Genomic DNA, 24,276 nt, shown 5'->3' with positions numbered 1-24,276 from the left:
CAAAAGCGGACATCAGTCCTTCTTGTGAAAACGCTGTATTAAAAGATAAAACAAAAGTAGTAATAAACCACTTTCTCCGCGAACTCGTATAATTGTTTACTTTTACAACCCATTTAGTAAACAGAAATAGACATATGAAAAAAATAATATATCTCATCGTGTTATTGCTCATACAAACTACCATTAATAACGCAGTAATGGCACAAGAAGATAACCCTGTTTTAGTTCCCCTCCCGTCTGTTGATGATTTCACCAAAGGTGAAGACGGCTGGGCATTCGGCATAGGGGTAGGTGTTGAATATGAATCTGCTTACGAAGGCTCTGATGAATTTGGGTTTGAGGCACAGCCTGCCGGTGCCGTGCAATGGCGCAGTGGTGATAATATTTATTACTTTGCAGGCGAAGCATTTGGCTGGCGAGGATTATTCAATGACAAGTGGCTATTAGGAGCCTTGATTGGATTTGAAGAAGGTCGAGAAGAAAGTGACTCTGACGATGGCAGATTAGGTGGCCTGGGTAATCAAGAAGAAGGATTTGAACTGGTTTTACAAGCTCGCCGCTCATTTACCCCTGATTGGCGTTATTGGTTAGTTAGTCGTCTAGTTGCAAGTGATGAAGGAAATCTAGCATTATTTGGTATTGGTCGTCGATTCGGAGAGCAAACTGACGGGACAGGTTCTGAAGTTAATCTTGTTGTTGTTTTACACGACAGCGATTACGCTAATAAAGGGTTTGGAATTGATGCTGTGCAATCAGCGTCATCCGGCTTAGAGGAAACAAATTTAAGTGGTGGGTTACGTTCGTTTGGTATTGATTATAACTACCGAAAAAACATTAACAGTGATTGGCAAATCTATGGCGAAGCACTATTTGAGTATTTTAGCAGTGAAGTCAGAGATAGCCCTGTTGCACGAAGTGATTACGAAGCTGAAGTGGGTGTTGGAGTTATTTATAAATTTTAGTTCCATCAGACAAGAGCGGTGATTTCGAGAGTAATTAAATTTATCGACTGATACGATAGAGGTATAAGCTCGTAGTGCTAGTAAGATGAACGTCCGCTCCTCGCTCATAGCTGTCGTGGACAGTAAGCTACAAATTTGTCCTTCGCAATAAAAACAGCCCGCATTAAGCGGGCTGTTTACTCGTTGTTAAACCGCTTTATACCTCGGCAGCAGCCAATTCATCCTCAAGCTGCCTGGTTTCATCGGCTCTTGGTTTGGTAAAACGCGCAAGACCAAGGTAGATAACCGGCGTTAGGTAAAGGGTAAAGATTACCGCAATCCCAAGTCCGCCAAAGACAACCCAACCAATGGCATTACGGGCTTCCGCGCCGGCACCACTGGACAGGATGAGCGGTAAGCCACCTAAAATCGTGGAAACCAGCGTCATCATAATCGGGCGCAGGCGAACCTTACCGGCTTCAACAATCGCCTCGTAAACATCATAGCCACGGTCACGCAACTGGTCGGCAAATTCAACCAGCAGGATGGCATTCTTGGCCAGCAGGCCAATCAGCATCACCAGACCAATCTGCGAATACACATTGATTGAAGTATTCGTGAGATAAAGGGCATAAATCGCTGCAGCGATACCAAAAGGTACGGTCAGCATAACAACCACGGCGCTGTTAACACTTTCGAATTGCGCGGCCAGTACCAGAAACACGATGACAAACGCCAGGATGTAAGTCATGGCGACCTGCTGGGAGGTTTCCTCATAGGCCTGTGCCTCGCCGAGGAAAATCGTACCAATACCTTCCGGCAGCACTTCATCACCAATGTTTCTTAGCTTCGTTACGGCATCATTGATGGTGATATCTTCCGGCATGCTCATGTCGAGTTTGATTGCGCGGCGTTGGGCCTGACGCTCTAGCTCCGCTGCCACACCTTCCTCAGTAATATAGGCGACGCTGGATAGTGGTATGAGACTGCCATTATCCGATTTCACATACAGGTTGGTAAGGTCAGACGGATCGCTGGTATTTCTGTCATTGGTTTGCAGAATAATAGGGATAGCCTGATCGCCAATATTCAAATCAATGATGTCATTACCACCAATAGCGGCGCGCAAAGTTGAGGATATGTCACTAAGTGGTACACCTAACTCATCAGCACGGCGACGGTCGATGTTGACCCGTAGTTGTGGCTGGGTGGGTTTATAGCTGATGCGCGGCGCACCCAGCTCCGGCATTTGCTCTTCAATGGCTGCAGCATATATTAGCGCGGCGTCATAAATACGCTCGTAGGTGTCACCAGTGAGCGCCAGCTCAAGGCCGCCGCTCTGTCCGCGCAGGTTAAGGCTGTTACCACCAAAGGCATTACCCGGTGCGCCAGGCACTGATTGCAGTTTGGGGCGTATCTCACCGATGATTTCCTGAACTGATTTGTCACGTTCATCCCAGTGTTTTAAATCGGCGGTAATAAATACGATGTTCGGATCCCAGCTGCCTACCACGGTGTAAATAGAAGCGATTTCCTCACTTTCCACGTATGGCATCAGCAGGCTTTCCATACTCATGGCCTGACGGTCCATAAAGTTGCGTCCAACACCGTCTGGTCCGCGGGCAAATATCCGAATGGTGCCGCGGTCTTCGCTGGGCAGTAACTCGTTTTCAATGCTCTGTGACGTAAAGTAAGCGCCGCCAGCAGCCAGTAAACACAGAGCCAGCACCAACCAGGCGTATTTTAAAGACCATACCAACGTGGTTTTATAAAACTGCAGGCAATAGTGACCGAGTCGTCCCAGCGTGGCATCAAACAAACTGCGTTTATTGGCTTTTTGTGATTTAACCGGCAGTCGGGCGGTTAGCGCGGGCACCAATGACAAGGCCACAAAAGAGGAGATGATCACTGAGCCAGCTAATACACCGCCAAACTCGCGGAATAATCGCCCGGCCGTTGAAGGCAGAAAAGCGATTGGAATAAATACCGACGCTAACACTGCTGTGGTGGCGATAACTGCGAAAAATACTTCCCGTGTACCAATTACGGCAGCAGCTCTGGCACCTAAGCCCATAGCACGGCGACGCTGAATGTTTTCTGATACCACGATGGCATCATCTACAATCATACCGGTGGCCAGTACCAGTGCCAGCAGGGTAAGAATATTTACCGAGAAACCGAGCAGCCAGATGATTGCCAGGGCACCGGTCAGGGATACCGGAATGGATAACGCTGGTACAATGGTTGCTCGCCATGAACCGATGAAAAACAACAGGGTGAAGACCACCAGAATAATGGTTAAACCCAGGGAAAAGGCGACTTCTTCAACAGAGTCGCGAATAAATTCGGCGTCGTCGGAGGTAACCTGAATTTGCATTTCAGGAAAGCGCTCATCGAAGGTGTCGACCATGGCCAGAATTTCATCAGAAATCTCAATGGTGTTTGAGCTGGCCTGACGGATAACGCCAATGCCAATAACCGGTTTGCCGTCGAGGCGCACCGCGCTTGTAGAGTCGGCCGGGCCGAAATATACACTGGCAACATCACCAATGCGGGTATCGCCGGTGATCACAATATCTTTGATATCTTCAGCGGTAAGCGAGGTAGCATCGGCCCGTACAATGAGCATCTGATCGCTTGACTGGATACTGCCAGCCGGTACGTCAAACGGGGCAGTGCGCAGCACATTGGCTACGTCTGTCATCGACAACCCAAAACTGGTAAGTCTCAAGGGATCCACAGATACCCGCAGCACTCGTTCGCGGTCGCCGTTCAGGGTGACGTCGGCTACACCGGGAATACTTAAAAATAGCGGCGCTAAATCGGTATCTACCCGTTCGGTAAGGGTTTCGGCATCGAGGGTTTCACTGGAAATCGCCAGGCTGACAACGGCCTGAGCATCGTTGTCTGCCTTAATAATAGAGACTTGCTCCACTTCATCGGGTAATTGCCGTTGTACGCGGCTGACCGATTCACGGGTTTCGTTGGCGGCATCGTCAAGGTTGATGCCGGGGCGAAATTCCACCCGAACGCGGGCTGAGTTCTCTTCACTTTGCGCGTAGATATTTTTCACACCGCTAACCCGGGCTACCGCACCTTCAAGGTGGGCGGTAACCTCAGCATCCACGGTTTCTGGTGACGCATTGGGATACTGTGCACTGACCGTAATGGTTGGCGTATCCACATCGGGCAGTTCACGTACTTCGAGTCCGTTTAGGGCGGCATAGCCGGCAATGGCAATCAGCAGGTTTAAAACAATGATAAGTACCGGACGGCGAATCGATAACGACGGCAGGTCGTTATGATTGTCAGCAAGGTTACTCATTGCTGTCTCTCCGCGCCAATGAGGTAGTAATAGACTGGCCTTCACGCAGCGACTGAATACCTTCTGCAACCAGCAGATCGCCGTCAGTTAAATCGCCACTTACCAGAATGGTTCCGCGCAGACGCTGATGCACACTCACATCCACACGTTTGGCTTTGTTATCCACCGCGGTGTAAATATATGCGCCGGTAGCACCCCACAATAAGGCGGCTTCAGGGATTGCCGCGTAACGCTCACCCTGCAGATTGAGTTTAACCCGAAAGCTCATGCCCGGGCGGTAAAGATCACGCTCATTGGGCAGTAAAGCTCGGGCCGCCATGGTGCGATCGGTATTATTTATACGCGAGTCTAACTGGGCAATATCTGCGGTTAGCGAGACATCCCGTGAAGCCCAGGGTTGTAATGTTACCGAGGTCTCTGACATTAGCAGAGACACGGCAGACTCCGGCGCACGGAAATTCACATATAAACTGGTACGGTCATCGAGGGTAGTAATTACCGTTGTAGTGGTTACCCGGTCGCCAACTTCCACGTCGGTTAAGCCCACATAGCCAGAAAAAGGCGCGGCAATGTGGCGGTCTTCTAGATCGGCTTTGGCTTCATCAAGGGTCACCTTTGCCAGATCGCGGGCGGTGCGGGCGATATCGATTTCACTTTCTGCCACTGCGCCGCGGTCGCGGCTATCGACCAGGCGCTTGAGCGCCCGCTCAGTATCCTCAAGCTGCAATTCAGCGCGGCGCACCGCAACTACCTGACGGCGATCGTCCAGGGTTAGCAAAATATCGCCTTTATTGACTTTTTGTCCCGGCACAAAATTTACCGCGGTCACCTCATCAGCCACCGCGGGGTAGAGGGTGACAGACTTAACCGCTTCGGCGGTACCCACAGCCTCAACGTTTTTCTGTTCGTGCATAAATTCAATTTTATTGAGGACTACCAGCTTGGCACTGTTACCCCTGCCACCCCAGCTCTGTGCTGAGGCTGGCGCTGTGATTAACACCAGGTGTGCCAGGGCACCTATACAAAGCATTCTTTTCAAATTTTTTATCATGTCGCTTCCTGAATACCTCCATCATCAACTGCTACGTAGTTAACACAAAGAGGGAGCATTATTATTTTATTGTTAATAATTCGTATTATCGCTAAAGGTGTGATGGCGGGCTAGGGAATGAGTTGCAACTCGGCGTACTCCTTATACAGGGTGTCGCTTTTCATCAATTCCTCGTGTTTTCCCGAGCCCCTGACCGTACCGTTATCCATTACAACAATGCGATCGCACATTTGTACCGTGGCCAGACGGTGAGCAATCACCAGTGTGGTGCGTCCTTTTATCAGGTACTTAAGTGCCTGTTGGACTTTATGTTCACTCACCGCGTCGAGCGCGCTGGTGGCTTCATCAAGCAGCAGCACCGGACGGTCAGCCAGAAACGCCCGGGCAATCGCGATACGCTGACGCTGACCACCGGAGAGTTTTACGCCGCGTTCACCCAGTTGAGTGTGGTAACCGTCACTCAGCTCATTAATAAAGTCATCGGCAAACGCCTGTTTTGCCGCTTCAATCACTTCGGCTTCGCTGGCGCTGGGCCGGCCATAGCGAATGTTTTCAATCACGGTACTGGCAAAGATCACCGGTTCCTGAGGTACCAGAGCAATTTGTTGACGCAGGCTGTCGAGGGTGAGCTCGGTGACCGGGCTGTCATTGAGTTTGATGGCGCCGCCCTGAATAGGGTAGAAGTGCTGGAGCAATTGAAATAAAGATGATTTACCCGCGCCGCTTGGGCCTACCAGCGCCACGCACTCGCCCGGCTGCACCTTCAAAGAGAAGTCTTTGAATAAGGTGGCATGTTCGGTATACCCAAAGTTTACCTGCTCAAAACTGATTTGCGGCGGCGAATCGAGTGTTGGCAGCACCACCTGGCCAGAATTGTTATTAGCTTTTGTGGCTAACAGTTCCAGCAGCCGTTCACTGGCTCCCACACCACGCTGAATATCACCGAGGACTTCGCTGATGGTGGCAATACTGCTGCCGGCCAGCACCGCATAAAATAAGAAAGCAGAGAGTTGGCCCGCGCTGATTTCGCCGCTCATGACCTGCCGGATCCCCAGCCAGCCAATGCCAATAACCGATAACATGCTCACCAGCATAATAACGCCGATTAACATCGAGCGGTAATGGATGCGCGTGGCAGCGGCCTGCAGGGCAGAGCTAACTTTCTGGGTGAATTTTTGTTGTTCGCCGGATACTGCATTAAATGCCTGCACCACCATGATTTCGTGCAGGGTTTCATCTATTTGAGAGCCCATATCGGCAATTCGGTCCTGACTAAGGCGTGAATAATGACGCACTTTAGGCGCAATGAGTTTGAGGGGGACCAGAATAAAGGGCACGGCCACCAGTACACACAATGTCAGCATAGGGCTGGTAAAGGTCATTAGTATAAGTGCGCCCACAAATCCCACTAACGAACGCAGGGCCATGGATAAGCTCATGCCCACAACGGTTTGAATCACACTGGTATCGTTGGTAAAGCGCGAGATCACTTCGCCGGTGCGGGTTTCGGCAAAAAAGCCCGGTGTTAGCGTGAGCAGGTGATGGTAAACCTGAATACGAATATCGGCGCTGATACGTTCGCCAAGCCAGGTCATCAGATAAAAGCGAAAGTACGTTGCCAGGCAACCAACTACGGCAAACAGGATAACCCAGCCAATGGCTGCATCCAGCCGGTTGATGTTGCCGGCGCTGAGCCCTTCATCAACAGTCAGCTTAATGCCCTGGCCGAGCAGCAGCCAGGCGGCAGCCGCAACAGTAAGTGCGATAACCGCACAAACTACTTTAAGCTTATAAGGCTTTAGCAACTGAGCCAGCCATATCAGTACGTCTTTGGTTAATATCAATGAAAATGCCACAGAAGTGATTGTTCAGTGGATGGCATTATGGGTGAGAGACCGGCGAATGCCCAGTTAAGATGAGTTAAGAAGTGTAAAGGACCAGCCAGGTTACTTTCGGGCTCGTTTTATTCCGCCTGTTCAGGGCAATTAATCGCTGATAAGCCTTGCAATTTCATTGCGTATACGTATAATTCCGCGGCCTTTCGCCTTGTATGTATTTCATTCAGGGTTTGAAAAGGTAAGTTAACGGTAACGCTACAACGAGTTTGAGGCATTTATGGTTACTATTCGTTTACAGCGTGGTGGCGCCAAAAAGCGTCCATTTTATCAAGTAGTGGTTGCAGAAAGCAGCCGTGCAAGAAACGGTCGTTTCATCGAAAACATCGGTTTCTTTAACCCAACTGCACAAGGTCAGGCTGAACGTCTGCGTTTAGATCTTGAGCGTGTAGAGTACTGGGTTGGTGTTGGCGCAAGCTTATCTGAGCGCGTTAACAGCTTGGTAAAAGAAGCTAAAAAAGCGGCAGCATAAGCTGTCCTTAATTCTGGTAGGTTTAGATGAGTCAAGCGTCTGACAAAGTGGTTATTGGCAAAATCGGTGCACCATACGGTGTTAAAGGTTGGGTCAAAATCAACAGCTATACCGAGGTACCAGAGGGTATTTTCGACTACAGCCCGTGGTTACTGGCTGATGGAAAAGAATATCAGATTGATCAATGGCGACCGCATGGCAAAGCCATCGTAGCAAAGCTGATTGATATCGATAGCCGGGATGATGCCGAGCGCATTAAAAACCTGGATATCAGTATCGACGCTGAGCAACTCCCTGAACTGGGTGACGATGAGGTTTACTGGCGTGAGCTTAACGGCATGCAGGTGGTAACTACGCAAGGTTATCAGCTGGGTGTGGTTAAAGAAGTGTTTAATACCGGCGCCAACGACGTGATTCGCGTTAAGGCAAAGGCAAATGACGCTTTTGGTCAGAAAGAAAGACTTATACCGTTTGTATTCGACTCTGTTGTACAAACGGTAGATAAAACCGAGCGGGTGATTACGGTTGAATGGGATCCGGGGTTTTAAGTGACCGCGGAAAAATGGTTCGGCATTATCAGTTTGTTTCCTGAAATGTTTGCACCTTTTACTCAACAAGGAGTAATAGGGCGGGCAGTGAAGAACGGCACACTGGCAGTTGAACACTTTAACCCACGAGACTTTACACACGATCGTCATCGCACTGTCGATGATCGCCCTTATGGTGGTGGTCCTGGCATGCTGATGATGGTTAAACCGCTAACTGACGCAATTACCGCAGCCAAACAGGCGGGCGGTGAAAACAGTAAAGTGATTTACCTTTCTCCACAGGGTAAACCGCTAACCCAGGCTGGCGTTAAGTCGCTGGCAGCCAACGACAAGTTAATCTTGTTATGTGGCCGGTACGAAGGGGTGGATGAGCGCGTAATTGAAAGCCATGTTGACGAAGAATGGTCAATTGGTGATTACGTGTTAAGTGGCGGCGAACTGCCAGCCATGGTGATGATGGACGCAATTGCACGGTTAGTGCCGGGAGTACTCGGTCACAGCGATTCTGCAGTTGAAGACTCATTTACCCATGGTTTGCTGGATTGCCCACACTATACCCGCCCGGAAATACTCGACGGTAAAGCGGTACCAGGTGTATTAAGAAGCGGTGATCACGAAAAAATCAGACAGTGGCGTCTGCAACAATCTTTAGGTAGAACCTGGTTGCGTCGCCCTGAGTTATTAAACGACCTAGCTCTGACTGAGGAGCAACAACGGTTACTGGAAGCATTTCAGGCGTCGTTGCAGCAAGATGACAGTTAACTAGGATGAGAGGATATGATGAGCAAAGTCAGTCAAGATATCATCAAAAAAATTGAACAAGCACAGCTTAAAGCTGATGTTCCTGCGTTCGGCCCAGGTGACACAGTGATTGTTAAAGTTCGTGTAACTGAAGGTGACAAAGAGCGTCTTCAGGCATACGAAGGTGTTGTTATCGCTAAGCGTAACCGTGGTCTTCACTCGTCTTTTACAGTACGTAAAATTTCAAGTGGCGAAGGCGTAGAGCGTGTGTTCCAAACACACAGCCCGGCGGTATCTTCTATTGAAGTGAAACGTCGCGGTGCAGTTCGTCGCGCCAAGCTTTACTATCTGCGTGAGCGTTCAGGTAAATCTGCACGTATCAAAGAGAAGCTTAACTAAGATTACTAATCCTTGCGTTACTGTTAACTTCGAAAAGCCCGCACTTGTTGCGGGCTTTTTTGTGGCTTACCATCGGGCAATATTCATTTAACCGATCTTACTATGACAGATCCTCAGGGTGTAATCTGGCAGCAGGTATACAGCGGCCAGTGGTATCAGACCCACCATCCACAATTAGTCCAGGCGCGCGAGCAAGCCAAGAGGCTATGCAGAGAGCTTAATCAGCTACCGGTGAGCGATGAGGCCAAGCGCCAGGCGCTTATCAGCCAGCTTTTACCTAACGCCAATAGTGCCGCTACCGGCAGTGACTTTGCCTGTGACTACGGGATTAATATTTATGCTGAAACACCGGTCATTATGGGCGACAGGGTAGTGATCCTGGATGCCGCGCCCGTGTCTTTTGGCGCAAACGTTAGAGTTGAGAATAGCGTTGTGATTGCGTCGCTCAGGCACCCGCTGGAAGCGGCAAAACGTAAAGCAGGGTGGCAACAGGCCAGCCCCGTTAAAATCGGCGATAACGTGGTACTGTGTGAAGGTTGCACGGTTCTACCGGGGGCTGTTATCCCGGCAGGTTCGGTTATCGAACCGGGTAAAGTGGTTACCCGGTAGCTAGCTGCTTAAGCTGTTTGAGGTGTTAGTCGTACTGCGTGAGTTTATTAAAGTTAATCATGGCTCTGAGCTCTTTGCCGTACTCCTCGCCGCGCTCTGAATAACTGTTTAAGCCGTGACTAAGTTCAATGCCGGTGATATCAGCATCCTGTTTACGTAATGACTGACGGATGTTTCTTAGCGAACGGTAGGCATCGTGACTATTCAGGTTCATCATATAGCTGGCCACGGAGTCACGGGGTGAGCGAAAATCCGCCACTTCATGCACCTGGTCCTGACCGCGATCGTTAGGCACGATGCCGCAGCCTTTCACAAAACACCACTGGCCAAAAAAGTTATTCCCTAGCTGGGCAAACCGTGAGGTGCCCCAGGCGCTTTCATTGGCAGCCTGAGCCAGCGCCAGCGAAGCCGGCACGATATCTACTCTGCGCAGTAATACTGTGCACAGTGACTCAGCCTCAACATCTGTTTTATCCACCCGGTATTTCACTGCCAGATCAGAAAGGGCAGCGTTATTTTCGGCATCCGCTGTACAGACTTCTTTCACTTGGGCTCGGTCGGCCAGTATTTCTTTGTTCACATCGGCCACCAGGGGCTCAAAGTAGCCAAAAAATGCCGTTTTACGCTCAGGGCCAGCCTGGTACTGAGAAAAATCCGGGGGCGTTACCCGGCTAAAGAAGGCAAACCACAATGCAATAGCCACCAGGATGGCAACCAGAGTCAGCAATACTTTGTTATTTTTAAGATTTATCATATTTTCCCCGTATAGCTTTTATCAGGCGCGAAAATGTATATCGCCAGTCATTGATAGCAGTCAGAGGCTAAAACAGATCATTCTTGGCCTGTGCTGGCGGTTTGTCTGCGTTGGTCGACTATTTTCAGAATGCGCCGGTAAATTATGTCACAAATCAGCCAGGGGTCATCGCCGCTGGTACTGGCAAACATCACCACCACAGTATCGCTTGGTTCATCATACCGCGCAAAACTTAAATAGCCTGGTAACCAGCCATCATGACTATTCACGTAGAGGCTGTTATAGAGCGCTTGTTCTTCCTGGGTAAGTAATGAGCCATCATTAAGTGCTCTGAGAAAAACCGCAACGTCTTCTGCGGTGGCAACCATTGCGCCAGCAGGGCTCATAAAGGCGAGGTGTTTGAGGTCATCGTCGTAACCTTGCACATAGCCACTCATTAATGAAGGGAGTAACGGTGCACTTAAAACGCCAAAGGTATGATGTAACCCCAGCGGGTGGAGAAATTCTTGCTGGATATAGTCACGGTAACTGTAACCCAGCGTTTTATCCATAATCCGGCCAAGTAACAGATAGTTAGTGTTGGAGTAGGCGTAGTCTGTTCCCGGCTCAAATAAGGCTGGCTTATCATTAATCAAAGTAAGGCTCTGTTCGTAAACGCTGGCCTCATCAAACGGTTCAAACCAGTTAAATGCCGGGGCGTCAGTGTAATTGGCAATGCCACTTCGATGCTGCACCAGCATACGCAGGGTAATATCACCGGCATTGGTTATCCGGGCGGCTTGTTGTGGTAGATATTCGAGCAACGAAGCGTCGGGATCCAGCTGACCGTTTGCCGCAAGGCGGGTCACAGCCGCCGCGACATAAAGTTTACTCACACTGGCTATTTTAAACAGTGCGTCGGCCTTTGCTGGTTGTTGGGTTTGCCTGTTATGCACGCCCGCTGCATAGCTTTGCGGTAACGTACCTCTGCCAGCGTTTACATGAACGATCATACCCGCAATGCCACTATCGATGGCACGATCGAGCTCGGTCTGAATATCTTCGGACTGTGGCGCCAGATAAATGAAAAGCGCTTTAACAGGCGCGAACAAGGCTATGCTGGATATCACAACAACCAGTGCCAGTAACCGTAAGGCATTAACGGTTTTACGTTGCATTGCCGTATGTCTTTGTAATGAGTTAAGTAAGAATAGCCTAAGGCTAGTTGTGGCGGATTACCAGCGGCCTTTGTAACAAGGTGTTTTATTGGCGGTTTTTTGCTTAACATTCTGATTATGCTTGCTATATTGGATTAGCAAAGCGAATAGCAATATTACCGGGCAGCGGCTTCTCAGGCATTTAATGCGCCCAACCAGTCAGTCAAAGCACATAAGGAATGGAAAATGACGCAGCAACCTGATTTACCCTGGATATCCGGATTCTGGCGGCGAATTGTCGCACTGATTGTCGACTCAATATTACTGGCGCTGGGGGGATTTGCGCTTGGGGTGGTGCTCGAATCGGTGTTTATCCAAATGGGGAGCTGGTCGGTATACACAGGCTTCTTTATCTCACTTGGTTATTTTGGCGTGATGAACAGTCGCTACGCTGATGGCCAGACGTTGGGTAAAAAGCTTCTGGGTATTCGGGTTGTCGACGGTAATAACCAGACCATCTCGCTTGGGCGTTCACTGCTGAGATATTGTGTTTACGGTATCCCTGTTGCTTTACAGATTGATTTTCTGCCGGCAGACGGTTCCTACTTCTGGGTCCTGTATCCCATAGGGGCACTAATTATAGGCGGTTCCTTCTCAATACTGTATTTGTACGTGTTTAACCGGCGAACACGGCAATCCCTGCACGACCTGGTTGTTGGTACTTATGTGGTTTATGCAGGTGCACAACAGGAGGAAGTCAGAGAGGTGTGGAAGCCACACCTGGTAATCGTTGCACTGTTGTTCATAGTTGGTTTTATCAGCCCTAGATTTATCTTCATAGTTTTCTCCTACAGTGAATTTGAACAGATGCTCGCAACGCGGGCCGCATTAATGCAGGAGCCAGGTGTTAATACAGTAGGGATAATGGACAGCTCAACCAGCTATTACGGCGAACCCACGGGCCAGGGAAATACTTTGCAGAACAGCGTGGATCTGGCGGTATATATCGATTCCAATCGTGTGGATGATATGGAATATGCCAGGGAGTTAGCTGAAAAAGTGTTAGTGCATTATCCCGATGCCATGGACAAAGATGTTATCTCTGTCGACCTCTATTACGGCTACGACATTGGTATCTGGTCGAGCTGGGATGTAGGTAGTTATGAGTTTAATCCGTCCGGTTTGTAAGCCTGGATTGCCCTCAGGGGGAGCCCTAAGGAATTGCCCCATCACGTCATCCCGCCTGAATTATACAGTCATCCCGGCCTTCGAGCCGGGATCTTTTTAACAGGCTGACGCGGTTAAACTTTCTTTTGAAACCCTGAGGTAATCTCTACTTTTTGTCGGGTTGCCGACAGCAACAAGGGGCGAAGTGCGTCCGCTGAGCGGGTGAGCCCCTTGAACCCCCGCAGTTCTAAATTGCGAAAAGCCTATTGGCCAACAAAAAGGGCAACCCTAACGCGCTGAGCGGGCGTCCTGCCCGCGCAGCCCTGGCTCGTCGTCCGTGACGAGCCTACGGATTACCTGAAACTTTTTGTTGGCCAATAGTTCGCAATAACCGAACGGGTAGAGATCAGATGTTTTAACATTGCATTGTAGTCTTCAAACAACATTGTCATGCAGCCTGAATTATACAGTCATCCCGGCCGCCGAGCCGGGATCTTCTTAAAAGGTTGACTCGGTTAAAATTTTCTTTTGAAACCCCCAGGTCGTATCCACTTTTTGTCGGGTTGCCGACAGCAACAAGGGGCGCAGTGCGACGCCCCTTGACCCCCGCAGTTCTAAATTGCGAAAAGCCTATTGGCCAACAAAAAGGGCAACCCTAACGCGCTGAGCGGGCGTCCTGCCCGCGCAGCCCTGGCTCGTCGTCCGTGACGAGCCTACGGATTACCTGGAACTTTTTGTTGGCCAATAGTTCGCAATAACCGAACGGGTAGAGAGCAGATGTTTTAACATTGCATTGTAGCCTTTAAACAACACCGTCATTCCGGAAGCAGCTTTAGCTGCTATCCGGTATCTCCTGAAAAGTTTTGCTCACTCAATAAGTCAGCTTCGGTTAGTAAGCCTTATAAGGAGATCCCGGCTCGAAGGCCGGGATGACGGTGATTCCGGGATAAAACCGGACTATGTAATAGCGGAGATCCCGGAGAACCCCTTACGGAGTTTCTGGGATAAAACCGGACTATGTAATAGGGGAGATCCCGGAGAACCCCTTACGGTGTTTCCGGGATAAAACCGGACTGTGTAATAGAGGAGATCCCGGATAACCCCTTACGGAGTTTCCGGGATAAAACCGGACTATGTCCGGTTTTAATCTGAATGGAGGGCGTCTATTGGGTTTAGTTTTGAGGCTTTTATGGCCGGAAATACGCCAAAGCCAACACCTACCAACAGGCAAATCGATACCGATAGCACAATCGCTGTCAGCGACCAGCTTACCGCCCAGTCTGAGTAGAAACCGATAATCTCGGATAATACCAGGCCAAAGAAAATGCCCAGCAGGCCGCCTATCACTGAAATAACAAAACTCTCAGCGATAAACTGCAATTTAATATCCTGCTGCGTGGCACCTACTGCGCGCAGTAAACCAATTTCTTTGGTACGCTCCAGCACGTTTGCCAGCATAATGTTCATAATGCCGATGCCACCAACCAGTAATGAAATACCGGCCACACACGCCATTACGATGTTGAAGATGCGCTGGGTATTTTCCTGTTGTGCCAGCAGTTCCACCGGAATGATCAGGCTATAGTCGTCAATGCCGCCATGGCGTTGAGCAAGCAACTGGGTAACGGCTTTCGCCGCCAGTACGGTAGAGTAATCCTCTTCGACTTCAAACTTCACCACATCCAGCTCGCTGGCGAGGGGTTCCATGTTGAGCTTTTTCTGGCTGGTGGATAACGGGATAAACACGCGGTTTCTGTCGCCGTTAATTTTTACGCCCTGAAAAGCTTCCTTATTAAATTCCGGTGCCGCAATTACGCCAACGACTTCAAACCACACATGGTTGATTTTAAGAAACTGGCCCAGCGGGTCTTTATCAGGGAATAGTGTGTTGGCGACATCGGCGCCGAGCACTGCAACCTGTGATACGTGTAACTCATCATCATCGTTGAGTAATCGGCCCTGGGCAGCGCTCATACTGGCAAGGTCAAAGTAGCTGCTGGTAACGCCTACGGCAGATGCATCAGCTTTGGCAAAATCGCTGTAGAGGGCAAATAGCTTAATCTGTTTTTCACCACTGTAGTGAGTAATGAACGGCAGGGTCGCCATGGCGGCTTCCACATCGGCCAGATTGAGGCCGAGCGACTCTTCCCTGATATCTTTGAGCTCTTCGGCGGTGTAGCTTTTGGATTCTACAATCAGGTTTTGTAACCCCATTGATCCAATCATTTTCAGCGCTTCCTGCTCGGCACCTTTACCAATGTTGAGCATAGCGATTACTGCGCCAACACCAAAAATCATGCCCAGCAGGGTTAAGAAGGTGCGTAGTTTTTGTGCCAGCAGTTCATGTAAGGCGTCGCTCACCAGCAACCGGGTTTTGGTTATCGTAAGTTGGTTTAACATTAAATAAGCTCCCGGTACGACAGGGCAATACTATCGCCTTCACTGAGGCCGTTGGTGACTTCCACAAAGTGGAGGTTTTTCTGGCCAATTTCAATTTGCTGGCGGCTGAAGCCGGTACCATCTTTACGAAACACGTAGTTGACTCCCTGTTCGTTGTAGATGGCCTGAATTGGCACCATCAGCTTGCTTTCGCCTTTGGATACTTCAATCCGGGCATTTAATTTGCGCCCCGGAGAGAGAATAGGCGAGTCCTGATCGTCAATGTCTATCGTCACCTCAAAGTACTTGGTGGGATCGTTTCGGGCGATGGTTCTGGAGAAGCCGGACACCTGTTTTAAGGTGCCGGTGAATACCTTGTTAGGGTAAGCTTCCAGGGATATGGTAACCGGCTGGCCGGGAGCCAGACCGATGGCCTGTTTATCCAGCACATAGCCTTTGGCCTGCATTTTCGACAGGTCCGGGAGTTTAGCGATAGGCCGCCCCGGAAACACGGTTTCGCCCACCGATGGTTTCTCGCCACGCCAGTTAGATTCGTAAACCAGCAGGCCGTCGTATGGCGCATGAATCTCAAGCGTTTCAATGGCCGACTTAATCTGGTTGTACTTCTGCTCACTGCCTTTTTTGCGAATACTTAATACGTCTATGGCGCTGGAGTTTTGCTCAACCACGCTTTCTTTTTTCCAGTCCAGGTAGTTGTCTTTAGCACCGAGGTATTCTTTGTTCTGCATGTTTTCGATAATTTCGATGCGCGAATAGACCCGCAAATCATCGATGGTAAATTCGTCTGCAAAAGCAAATTCCTTAACTACCAGCGCCTTGTCCATTTCCACGTCGAGCTCTTCCTGTGTCAGGGTAGAGCGGTTCAGTTTCATGTCTTCCTCAAGGAGCATCATAGCGAGCATTTCTTTGCGCATATCGAGGTTGAGCTGTTCAGCATCAAAGCGGGCAATTAACTGGCCTTTTTTAACGTTGGTATACTCTTTTTCCAGCCACGCTATGGTCATCGGGCGGCGGCTCGATGCGCCAATGGCCGTTGCGCTGGCGGCTTCAAGCTCACCCTTTACCGGCACCATCAGTTCGAAGGGCTGGCGTTCAACCTGGTAGGTGGGGGTTGTTTGTTCTGTTTCGCCGCAACCGCTCAACAGTATGACTGCCGTAAGGCAGGTAAACCATTTAGGAGTCATGATAAGTTATCCTCCTGAACTTCAATATTTGCTTTCATGCCCGGGCGCATCCGTGTCGGGTCGATTTTTTCCAGTTCAATTTGCACATCAAATACAATACTCAGGTTGGTGGAGGACTTTTCTTTATAGGCTTCACCAAGGGAGATTATCTTGCCGGCGTAAGGGACTTCCGGGTAGGCGTCCAGCGTCACTTTGACTTTTGAACCGATGCTTAGCTTAGCTGTGTCTGCCTCATCAAACTGGGCTTTAACCGCCAGCTTATCCAGTGACGGAATGGTCAGAATGGTTCGGCCCATAAATACGGAATCGCCCACCGCGACCTTTTCGCCATCCGGCGCGGCTTTGTACATTATCAGGCCCGGCTTGGGTGACTTAACCGTGAGCTTGGCAATGTCGCGCTGAGTTTGCCCCAGCTTGGATTGCAAGCGGTTAATTTTGCTTTGTGCCAGTTGCTCATTGAGCTCTCGGGTTTCGGCAAACTGTTTGGCCTGTTGCGTAGCCTGGTTGAGTTTAGCTTTGGCTATTTCAAACTCTTTTTGTTGCTTTTCTTTTTCGACCCGCTTGGTGGAAATATCAACAATTTCTGCGAGGCGCTTTTCTTTTTCGTAATTCATCTGCGCTTCGGCCAGGGCCAGCTTTAACTCCTCGGCCCGGGCCTCGTTTTCAAGTAACTCTTTCTCAAAGTTCTTTTTCTCAGCATCCAGCTCACTTTGTTGCTCAATCAGCTTGGTTTGTAATTGCTGGCCATCAAACTTGAGCAGCATATCACCTTCATTAACATTGGTGTTTTCCGGCACCAGAAACTGCACTTTCATCTGCCACATGCCACGAATGGAAGGCGGCGATACACTGGCACTGTCCAGCGACACAATTTCACCGGAGGCGGTGAGCGGTGCGCTCAGCGTTTTTTCGGATGCTATATCAACCGCCTGTTCGTTGCTGCATGCGCCGAGCATAAATGCGGCACATAGCAATACATAAAACTTAACGTGCATGACTTAACTCCTGTGCCGCAGGGATAACTACCCGAACACTCATTCCCGGCAGCAGTTTTTTGTCGGGCATATCGGTAAATGACAGCTCAATCTGGTAGTAAGCGCTGTCGCCCCAGCCAGCTTTCTTTTCTGGTTGAGAGACCTCACTTGTCACCGTGGCGGCATAACTCTCGCCAGGGTAGGCATCGAGAGAGACCAGCGCCTGTTGGCCAACATCCACGCGGTCGGCATCCATTTCGTGTACCCAGGCATCCACTTTAAAACCATCGATATCCTGTACTTCCATTACTTTCATAGCGGCCTGTAAAGTAGTGCCGGCAGTGATTTTCTCGTTGGTCCAGGGATGGTACATATGGCTGACAACGCCAGTGATAGTCGACTCTACTTTCAGCCGGGTTAACTGATAGCGCTGGTAATTGATGTTCTCTTCCAGCTTGGTGATTTCAATTTGTTGCTTTTGCAGCGTGTTTTCCTGCTCTATTAACTTTTGTTCCAGTGCCTGTTGGGCTTTGAACTGCTCCACAAGTGCACGCTCCAGAGCAAGTTTGTACTGGCCCTTGTCGTAATCGCTTACATCGGTACTCTCAATTTCGGCTTCAATGCGGGCTTTTTCGACTTCCAGATCGGTAATTTTTAAAGCACTGCGCGCATCGGCTACGGCCTGAGCCAGCTCAACCCGCTTACTTTCCATTTCCAGGGTCTGGGTATTCAGTGAATCCTCATTTTGTTCCAACTGAGCATCCACACTGCCGGAGTCGAATAGCGCAATGGTATCGCCCGGTTCAACAATGCTGCCTTCATCAACCATCCACTGGATTTGAATATTCCAGCGGTCGGTGCGCGGTGCCGAAACAACCTGTACATTGGAAGAGGTGACTTTGCCGGTCACGATCAACTGACTGGCAGTATCCTCTGCTTTGGCACTCAATACCGACATGCTGAGGCCACACATCAATAAGTAAACAATTGATTGTCTCATGAGTTGGTTTTCTCGCTGATGATTTGGCCGTCTTTCATGGTGATGACCTTTTGTGCGTAGTCGGCAATGTTTTCTTCATGGGTTACCATCACGATGGTTTGCCCTTGCTGGTGCAGTTCGGTGAGCAAGGCCATGATATCGTCGGAGGTCTTACTGTCGAGGTTACCGGTGGGCTCATCCGCCAGGATCATGGTGGGACGGTTAATTAATGCCCGGGCAATGGCAACCCGCTGGCGTTGTCCGCCCGACATTTCAAAAGGGCGGTGGTGCATGCGGTGACCAAGGCCTACTTTTTCCAGCAGCGCCTCGGCACGTTGGGTCGCTTCTTCCTCCGACACGTCGCTGTAGCGCAGGGGGAGCTTGACGTTGCCAATAGCATCCAATTTGGGCAGCAGGTGGAAAGTCTGAAAGATAAAGCCGATATGCTCATTGCGAATTTTTGACAAAGCTTCATCGGTTAACTGATTCACGGCATTGCCGTTTAACAAATACTCGCCGCTGTCGGGTGTATCGAGGCAACCAAGAATATTCATCATGGTTGACTTGCCGGAACCTGAACTGCCCATAAAGGCTACAAATTCATTTTCCTGAATGGAGAAAGAAACATCGTTGAGTGCTACAATGGTTTCTTCACCATTGGTAAAACTCTTACGAATATCCTTGAGTGTAATCATCTGTCTTCGCTCATTTTTATTGTGTCGTAGATAAGATTCTCAGACATCGGAATGCTACTTTAGTGGTGTCTGCGTTGTCATACAACCCAATAAATACGCCACATGAGCTCTGGTAACAGTTCGTTACAAATAAGTATAAATTTGGAACTTTCACTTGCTTCGCTTATAGAATCTTGGTAAAAAGTCAACGCCTGAAAACAATGTAGTAATATTTCATTGTAAATATAAGTGTACATCTGTATTTTTTGCCCGGCTCTGCTTTAATTAATAACAAGGCTGAGGCCTTGTCGAAGCGGCATTGAAATGACTTTTCACCAAATAAGAGCGACCCTATGATTAAGGACACTATTAACAATATTCACGTTAGCGCAGAAAAGGTACTGGTAACGCCAGACGCGCTGGCGGCAGAACTTCCGGCCTCAGAGAGAGGTCTGGAGGTTATCCGACAATCCCGTCAGATCATTTCTGACATTATTCACCGTCGTGACCACCGTTTACTGGTAGTGTGTGGACCTTGTTCCATTCACGATATTGAAGCGGCCAAAGATTATGCACTGCGCCTGAAAGAACTTCACGAATGCTATAAAGACACCCTGTATATTGTCATGCGGGTGTATTTTGAAAAGCCCAGAACCACCACCGGCTGGAAAGGGTTAATTAACGATCCGCATATTAACGATACCTTTGATATTGAAACCGGTTTACGTAAAGCGCGTGAATTACTGATCTGGCTGGCCGAGCTTGAACTGCCGGTTGCAACAGAGGCACTGGATCCTATCAGTCCACAGTATCTGGCAGAGCTGTTCAGCTGGAGCGCTATCGGTGCGCGTACCTCAGAGTCACAGACTCACCGCGAAATGGCCAGCGGCCTGTCCATGCCGGTAGGCTTTAAAAACGGCACTGATGGCAGCCTGGATATTGCGGTTAACGCTTTACGCTCAGCAGCGTCTTCACACCGCTTTATGGGGATCAACAAACAAGGGCAGGTGAGTATTATCGAAACTGCCGGTAATCCCGATGGCCATATTATTCTGCGAGGTGGTAAGCAACCAAACTATGATTCGGTTTGTGTTTCTGAATGCGAAGAATGGATGGATAAAGCCGGCCTTACTGCTGGTCTGGTAGTGGATTGTTCACACGCCAACTCCAACAAGGATTATCGTCGTCAACCGCTGGTGGCTAAGAATGTGGTCAATCAGATCCTTGAGGGTAACCAGTCGATCATCGGTATCATGCTGGAAAGTCACCTCAAAGAAGGTAACCAGAAGTCTGACGGGGTCGATTTTCAAGACCTCGAATATGGTGTGTCGATTACTGATGGATGTATTGACTGGGAAACCACTGAAAGCTTGTTAGATCAAATGCGTGACAAACTGATTACTGTGCTACCATTGCGTCAAAACAAGCGTACGGAATTAGCCTAATCTATGTCACAGAACGACCACGAACAGTTTGCTCAGCAGCTGAGTGAATTACGTCATGGCATTGATGAGCTGGATACCCAGCTCATCGACATTCTTGCAAAACGCGCCGAACTCACCAGTAAAGTGGGTGAAGTTAAAGCCAAAACCGGCATGCCCATTTATGTGCCGGAACGGGAAGCGCAAATGCTTGAAAAACGCCAGGAGCAGGCCGCAGAGCGCGGTGTTTCCGGGTCGTTAATCGAAGATCTCATGCGCCGTATCATGCGCGAATCCTACCATACTCAGAACAATCGCTACCGGTGCATTAACCCGGGGATAAAGCGAGTTGTAGTTATCGGCGGGGCGGGCGCACTGGGTAAGGTGTTTGTCGGCCTGTTCGAGCGTAGTGGTTACAATGTAGAAATTCTTGAAAAAGACGACTGGAGCCGGGCAGACAGCCTGTTTGCTGAAGCCAGTCTGGTACTAGTGTCGGTACCCATAAACCTTACAGTCGACGTGGTGGCTAAACTCAATAGCCTGCCGGAAGACTGTATTCTGGCCGACATCACCAGTATCAAGCATAAGCCGCTGGATGCCATGATGCAGGCTCATAAAGGACCGGTAGTCGGCTTACATCCAATGTTCGGGCCGGATGCACCGGGTATGATTAAACAGGTTGTGGTGGTATGTCACGGACGCGGAGCGTCGCATTACAGCTGGCTACTGGGGCAAATGCAAACCTGGGGTGCTACGCTGTTTGAGGTCACTGCGCAGGAACACGACAAAGCCATGGCGTTTATTCAGGTTATGCGCCACTTCAATACCTTTGTTTACGGTGCCCATTTGGCCGGTGAAAACCCCAACCTTAATCTGCTTACTCAGCTCAGTTCACCTATCTACAGGCTGGAACTGGCGATGGTTGGACGACTTTTTGCTCAATCCGGGCAACTTTATGCCGATATTATCTTTAATAATCCTGAAAACTTTTTATTATTGAAACGCTTCCACCAACGTTTTGGCGAAGCATTGTCCATTTTGGACAAAGGAGACAAAGCCGAATTTATCCGCCAGTTCAACGAAATTGGTGAGTGGTTTGGTGATTATGCAAAAACTTGCCTGATAGATAGTAAACGCCTTTTGCTAAAAGCTGATGATGATCAAATGCTGAGAACCTGATTCTAAACAGCGTAATATCCTGGCCGGCGAAAGATAACAAAGCACTGCATTATTGTTTTGGTTTGAGTGGATGTGTTCGCCATGACCTTAAAGTTACGTTTATTGCTGACTATCATTCCTTTGGTAGTCGTTGGGATCCTGATTATGGCGGTTGTTGCGCTGCAATTAGGCGTTAGTGAGTCCCGCGAGGCACTTACCACGGTCGCTGAGGAAAAGCTCAGCATTGAAAATCGCCAGACCGGCGATGCCATAAGGCGATATATTAATACCGTCGACAGCCAGATCCGCATTATGTCGTCTGAGTCACAGGTGGAGCAAGCCGCCAGCGCTTTTATCAGCGCTTTCAATCAGTATACTTCGCAGCGTAGTCCGCTAAGTAGCAGCCAACAGAACTCGCTGAATGCCTACTACAGTGAAGATTTTGCCAGTCTTTACCAACAGCGTAATAACCAGAGCCTGCCACGGCCGTTGTCTTTAGTTGAACCACTGTCTGCCAACACCCGAGCGCTGCAGTATGATTTTATTGCCGGTTCAGCATTTCCTATTGGCGAGAAAGACAGCTTATATAGTCTGGCCAATGGCACTGACTATGCGGTTCTGCACGAACAGTATCACGACTACTTCAGAACCTTTTTAAAAGAATTTGGTTACTACGATATTTTTATCGCTGATGCGCAGACCGGCAATATTGTTTATTCGGTGTATAAGGAGCTGGACTTTGCGACCAGTGTAAAAACCGGCCCTTATGCCAATACCGGTATAGGTGATGCCTTTCGCAAGGCATTGCAGGCAGGCACTGCCGACAGTGTAAAACATAGTAGTCTCGATAGTTATCTGCCTTCCTACAATGCCATGGCAGGCTTTGTTTCATCGCCAGTTGTGGATGCCGGAGGCAATACTATAGCGGTGCTGATTTATCAGATCCCGCTGGATGTAATCAGTCACATTATGACTCATGGTGAGGAGTGGCAGAGTGCTGGTCTCGGGGCTTCAGGTGAAACTTATATTGTAGCGAGACAAAATACCCTGGTTACAGAGAGCCGTTTCTTTCTGGAAGACCCCGAGGGCTATTTTGCCGCATTGCAAACCAGCCTGCCAAATGTAGCACAACAGGTAAAACAATCCGAAACCACCGTGGGTATCCAACCGGTTACCACATCAGCGGTAAGTAAAGCATTGGCCGGGCAGTCTGGCTTCGACAAGATCACCGATTATCGTGGTGTGGAAGTCTTCTCTTATTATTCGCCTATAAACATAGGGGAACACAATTATGCCTTATTGGCCGAAATAGATGTTGCAGAGGCGCTGGAACCTGCCGTGTCGCTGCGTAATAAACTGATTAGCGGTACTGTATTCGCGGTGATAATGATTGCCGGCGTGGCTGCAATCCTCGCTATCTGGCTGGCCGGGCGTCTGGTTAAACCGCTCCATAAGGTGGGTGATGCTTGTGAGGCATTAGCGTCGGGCGAAGGAGATTTAACCATAGTGCTGGAAAAGTCGAATATCCCCGAAATTAACCGGATTATTGAGCCATTTAATCATTTTATCGGTCAAATTCGCGCCATTATTGCTCAGGTGAAAGACGATGCGGATTCACTGGCTTCAGCAGCTGAAGAGTTAAGCGCCGTTACCCAGCAGTCAGAGCAGAATGCGGTAGACCAGGTACAACAAACCGAACTGGTGGATGAAGCCATTGCACAATTATCCAGCTCCGTAGCTGAGGTGGCAAAGTCTACAGCCAAGAGCCGGGACCACGGTGTCGAGGCCACTTCCAGCTTGTCGGAAAACCAGGAACGTGCTGATTATGTGGCCGATAATATCCAGCTGCTGGTAAAGCTCATTAAAGACTCTTCTCATGTTATCAGCTCGTTGAAAGATGAAGTGGGTCAGATCACCGACTTGCTAAACGTGATCACCAGCATTGCCGACCAGACAAACCTGCTGGCACTTAACGCTGCCATCGAGGCCGCCAGAGCTGGCGAAGCGGGCAGAGGCTTCTCGGTAGTAGCCGATGAAGTTCGCGCGTTAGCTAACCGCTCGCAGGAAAGCACCTTAGAAATTGGTCGCCTGGTGGAGAAAATGAATCTCTCATCGGTAAAATCGGTACAGGCCATGGAAAAAGCCGAAGCGGCGGCCAGCGGTGGGATCCATCTGGTGGAGCTGGTGACTAAAGCCATGAAGGAGTTAAGCGCAACAATTGATCAGGTGCAGGAAATGGCAGATTTGGTGGCACAGGCAACGCACGAACAGGATGAAACCTCGCGTATGGTGCTCGGCAGTGTCAGCAAAGTGAACGCTTTATCTACGGAAGTACGTTCAGGGGCAGCGCAAATCAGCAGTGCGTCACTGGAGCTGGCCGGTATTGCCAGTCATACCCGCACCATGGTGTCTCGCTTTAAAGTATAAGCAGTAATAAAACGGGGCGTT

Annotated in this window: 20 protein-coding genes; 10 read left to right on the top strand and 10 right to left on the bottom strand. The window is 49.4% G+C overall.

Translation table 11 applies throughout. The annotated features are described in order from the left end of the window. The first annotated feature begins 134 nt into the window (after positions 1-134). Positions 135-962: a MipA/OmpV family protein gene (locus tag D9T21_RS06055; RefSeq protein ID WP_123324178.1), complete on the top strand. Its 828-nt coding sequence runs from the start codon at positions 135-137 to the stop codon at positions 960-962. A gap of 196 nt (positions 963-1,158) precedes the next feature. Here D9T21_RS06055 and D9T21_RS06050 read toward each other — a convergent pair whose 3' ends face one another. The 3 genes from D9T21_RS06050 to D9T21_RS06040 all read right to left on the bottom strand — a co-directional run bounded on the left by D9T21_RS06050 (position 1,159) and on the right by D9T21_RS06040 (position 7,161). Beyond that, positions 1,159-4,266 carry an efflux RND transporter permease subunit gene (locus tag D9T21_RS06050; protein ID WP_123324177.1) on the bottom strand — a complete coding sequence of 1,036 codons (3,108 nt, stop codon included), beginning with the start codon at positions 4,264-4,266 and terminating at the stop codon, positions 1,159-1,161. After that, on the bottom strand, positions 4,259-5,317 hold the full coding sequence (locus tag D9T21_RS06045) for an efflux RND transporter periplasmic adaptor subunit (protein WP_241155642.1): 1,059 nt from the start codon (positions 5,315-5,317) through the stop codon (positions 4,259-4,261). Before D9T21_RS06045 ends, D9T21_RS06050 begins: the two co-directional genes overlap by 8 nt. Positions 5,318-5,427: 110 nt before the next feature. Further along, positions 5,428-7,161 (bottom strand): ABC transporter transmembrane domain-containing protein, encoded by a 1,734-nt coding sequence (locus D9T21_RS06040; protein ID WP_241155641.1) that lies wholly within the window; start codon positions 7,159-7,161, stop codon positions 5,428-5,430. Between the two features lie 271 nt (positions 7,162-7,432). On the opposite strand from D9T21_RS06040, the gene rpsP reads away from it, so the two are divergent. The 5 genes from rpsP to D9T21_RS06015 all read left to right on the top strand — a co-directional run bounded on the left by rpsP (position 7,433) and on the right by D9T21_RS06015 (position 9,981). Further along, the gene (gene rpsP, locus D9T21_RS06035) at positions 7,433-7,684 is read left to right on the top strand and encodes a 30S ribosomal protein S16 (RefSeq protein WP_123324175.1); all 252 of its coding nucleotides are present in this window, start codon (positions 7,433-7,435) and stop codon (positions 7,682-7,684) included. A 26-nt stretch (positions 7,685-7,710) separates the two neighbouring features. After that, positions 7,711-8,232: a ribosome maturation factor RimM gene (rimM, locus tag D9T21_RS06030; RefSeq protein ID WP_123324174.1), complete on the top strand. Its 522-nt coding sequence runs from the start codon at positions 7,711-7,713 to the stop codon at positions 8,230-8,232. Continuing rightward, a complete protein-coding gene (gene trmD / locus D9T21_RS06025) occupies positions 8,233-8,994 on the top strand; it encodes a tRNA (guanosine(37)-N1)-methyltransferase TrmD (protein ID WP_123324173.1) in 762 nt (253 codons plus the stop codon). Between the two features lie 18 nt (positions 8,995-9,012). Further along, a complete protein-coding gene (rplS, locus tag D9T21_RS06020; protein WP_070174949.1) occupies positions 9,013-9,372 on the top strand; it encodes a 50S ribosomal protein L19 in 360 nt (119 codons plus the stop codon). A gap of 102 nt (positions 9,373-9,474) precedes the next feature. Then, positions 9,475-9,981 carry a maltose acetyltransferase domain-containing protein gene (locus tag D9T21_RS06015; RefSeq protein WP_123324181.1) on the top strand — a complete coding sequence of 169 codons (507 nt, stop codon included), beginning with the start codon at positions 9,475-9,477 and terminating at the stop codon, positions 9,979-9,981. A 25-nt stretch (positions 9,982-10,006) separates the two neighbouring features. On the opposite strand, the gene D9T21_RS06010 is transcribed toward D9T21_RS06015, so the two are convergent. Both D9T21_RS06010 and D9T21_RS06005 read right to left on the bottom strand, forming a co-directional pair. Next, complete coding sequence (locus D9T21_RS06010; protein WP_123324172.1) at positions 10,007-10,735, bottom strand: glucosaminidase domain-containing protein; 729 nt, start codon at positions 10,733-10,735, stop codon at positions 10,007-10,009. Between the two features lie 77 nt (positions 10,736-10,812). Beyond that, a complete protein-coding gene (locus tag D9T21_RS06005) occupies positions 10,813-11,892 on the bottom strand; it encodes a serine hydrolase domain-containing protein (RefSeq protein ID WP_123324171.1) in 1,080 nt (359 codons plus the stop codon). 225 nt (positions 11,893-12,117) lie between these two features. On the opposite strand from D9T21_RS06005, the gene D9T21_RS06000 reads away from it, so the two are divergent. Then, complete coding sequence (locus D9T21_RS06000; RefSeq protein WP_123324170.1) at positions 12,118-13,059, top strand: RDD family protein; 942 nt, start codon at positions 12,118-12,120, stop codon at positions 13,057-13,059. A 1,122-nt stretch (positions 13,060-14,181) separates the two neighbouring features. On the opposite strand, the gene D9T21_RS05995 is transcribed toward D9T21_RS06000, so the two are convergent. The 5 genes from D9T21_RS05995 to D9T21_RS05975 are packed head-to-tail and all read right to left on the bottom strand — an operon-like array spanning position 14,182 to position 19,270. Further along, the gene (locus tag D9T21_RS05995; protein ID WP_123324169.1) at positions 14,182-15,438 is read right to left on the bottom strand and encodes an ABC transporter permease; all 1,257 of its coding nucleotides are present in this window, start codon (positions 15,436-15,438) and stop codon (positions 14,182-14,184) included. After that, positions 15,438-16,622 carry an efflux RND transporter periplasmic adaptor subunit gene (locus D9T21_RS05990; protein WP_123324168.1) on the bottom strand — a complete coding sequence of 395 codons (1,185 nt, stop codon included), beginning with the start codon at positions 16,620-16,622 and terminating at the stop codon, positions 15,438-15,440. Before D9T21_RS05990 ends, D9T21_RS05995 begins: the two co-directional genes overlap by 1 nt. Then, positions 16,619-17,617: an HlyD family secretion protein gene (locus D9T21_RS05985; RefSeq protein ID WP_123324167.1), complete on the bottom strand. Its 999-nt coding sequence runs from the start codon at positions 17,615-17,617 to the stop codon at positions 16,619-16,621. The genes D9T21_RS05990 and D9T21_RS05985 overlap by 4 nt, the downstream gene beginning before the upstream one ends. Next, positions 17,607-18,596, bottom strand: coding sequence for an HlyD family secretion protein (locus tag D9T21_RS05980; protein WP_123324166.1), 990 nt, complete (start codon positions 18,594-18,596; stop codon positions 17,607-17,609). The genes D9T21_RS05985 and D9T21_RS05980 overlap by 11 nt, the downstream gene beginning before the upstream one ends. Then, entirely contained in the window at positions 18,593-19,270 is a 678-nt protein-coding gene (locus D9T21_RS05975; protein WP_123324165.1) for an ABC transporter ATP-binding protein, read from the bottom strand. Before D9T21_RS05975 ends, D9T21_RS05980 begins: the two co-directional genes overlap by 4 nt. 332 nt (positions 19,271-19,602) lie before the next feature. On the opposite strand from D9T21_RS05975, the gene D9T21_RS05970 reads away from it, so the two are divergent. The 3 genes from D9T21_RS05970 to D9T21_RS05960 all read left to right on the top strand — a co-directional run bounded on the left by D9T21_RS05970 (position 19,603) and on the right by D9T21_RS05960 (position 24,255). Further along, entirely contained in the window at positions 19,603-20,694 is a 1,092-nt protein-coding gene (locus tag D9T21_RS05970) for a 3-deoxy-7-phosphoheptulonate synthase (RefSeq protein ID WP_123324164.1), read from the top strand. Positions 20,695-20,697: 3 nt separating this feature from the next. Then, positions 20,698-21,849, top strand: coding sequence for a bifunctional chorismate mutase/prephenate dehydrogenase (tyrA, locus tag D9T21_RS05965; RefSeq protein ID WP_123324163.1), 1,152 nt, complete (start codon positions 20,698-20,700; stop codon positions 21,847-21,849). 81 nt (positions 21,850-21,930) lie between these two features. Then, positions 21,931-24,255, top strand: a complete 2,325-nt coding sequence (locus D9T21_RS05960; RefSeq protein ID WP_123324162.1) for a methyl-accepting chemotaxis protein — start codon at positions 21,931-21,933, stop codon at positions 24,253-24,255. Positions 24,256-24,276 lie beyond the last annotated feature (21 nt).

Source organism: Marisediminitalea oceani (assembly GCF_003731635.1).
Lineage (GTDB): Bacteria > Pseudomonadota > Gammaproteobacteria > Enterobacterales > Alteromonadaceae > Alteromonas > Alteromonas oceani.
Note: the sequence above shows the minus strand (reverse complement) of the source record. Positions and strands in the feature narration are given on the sequence as shown.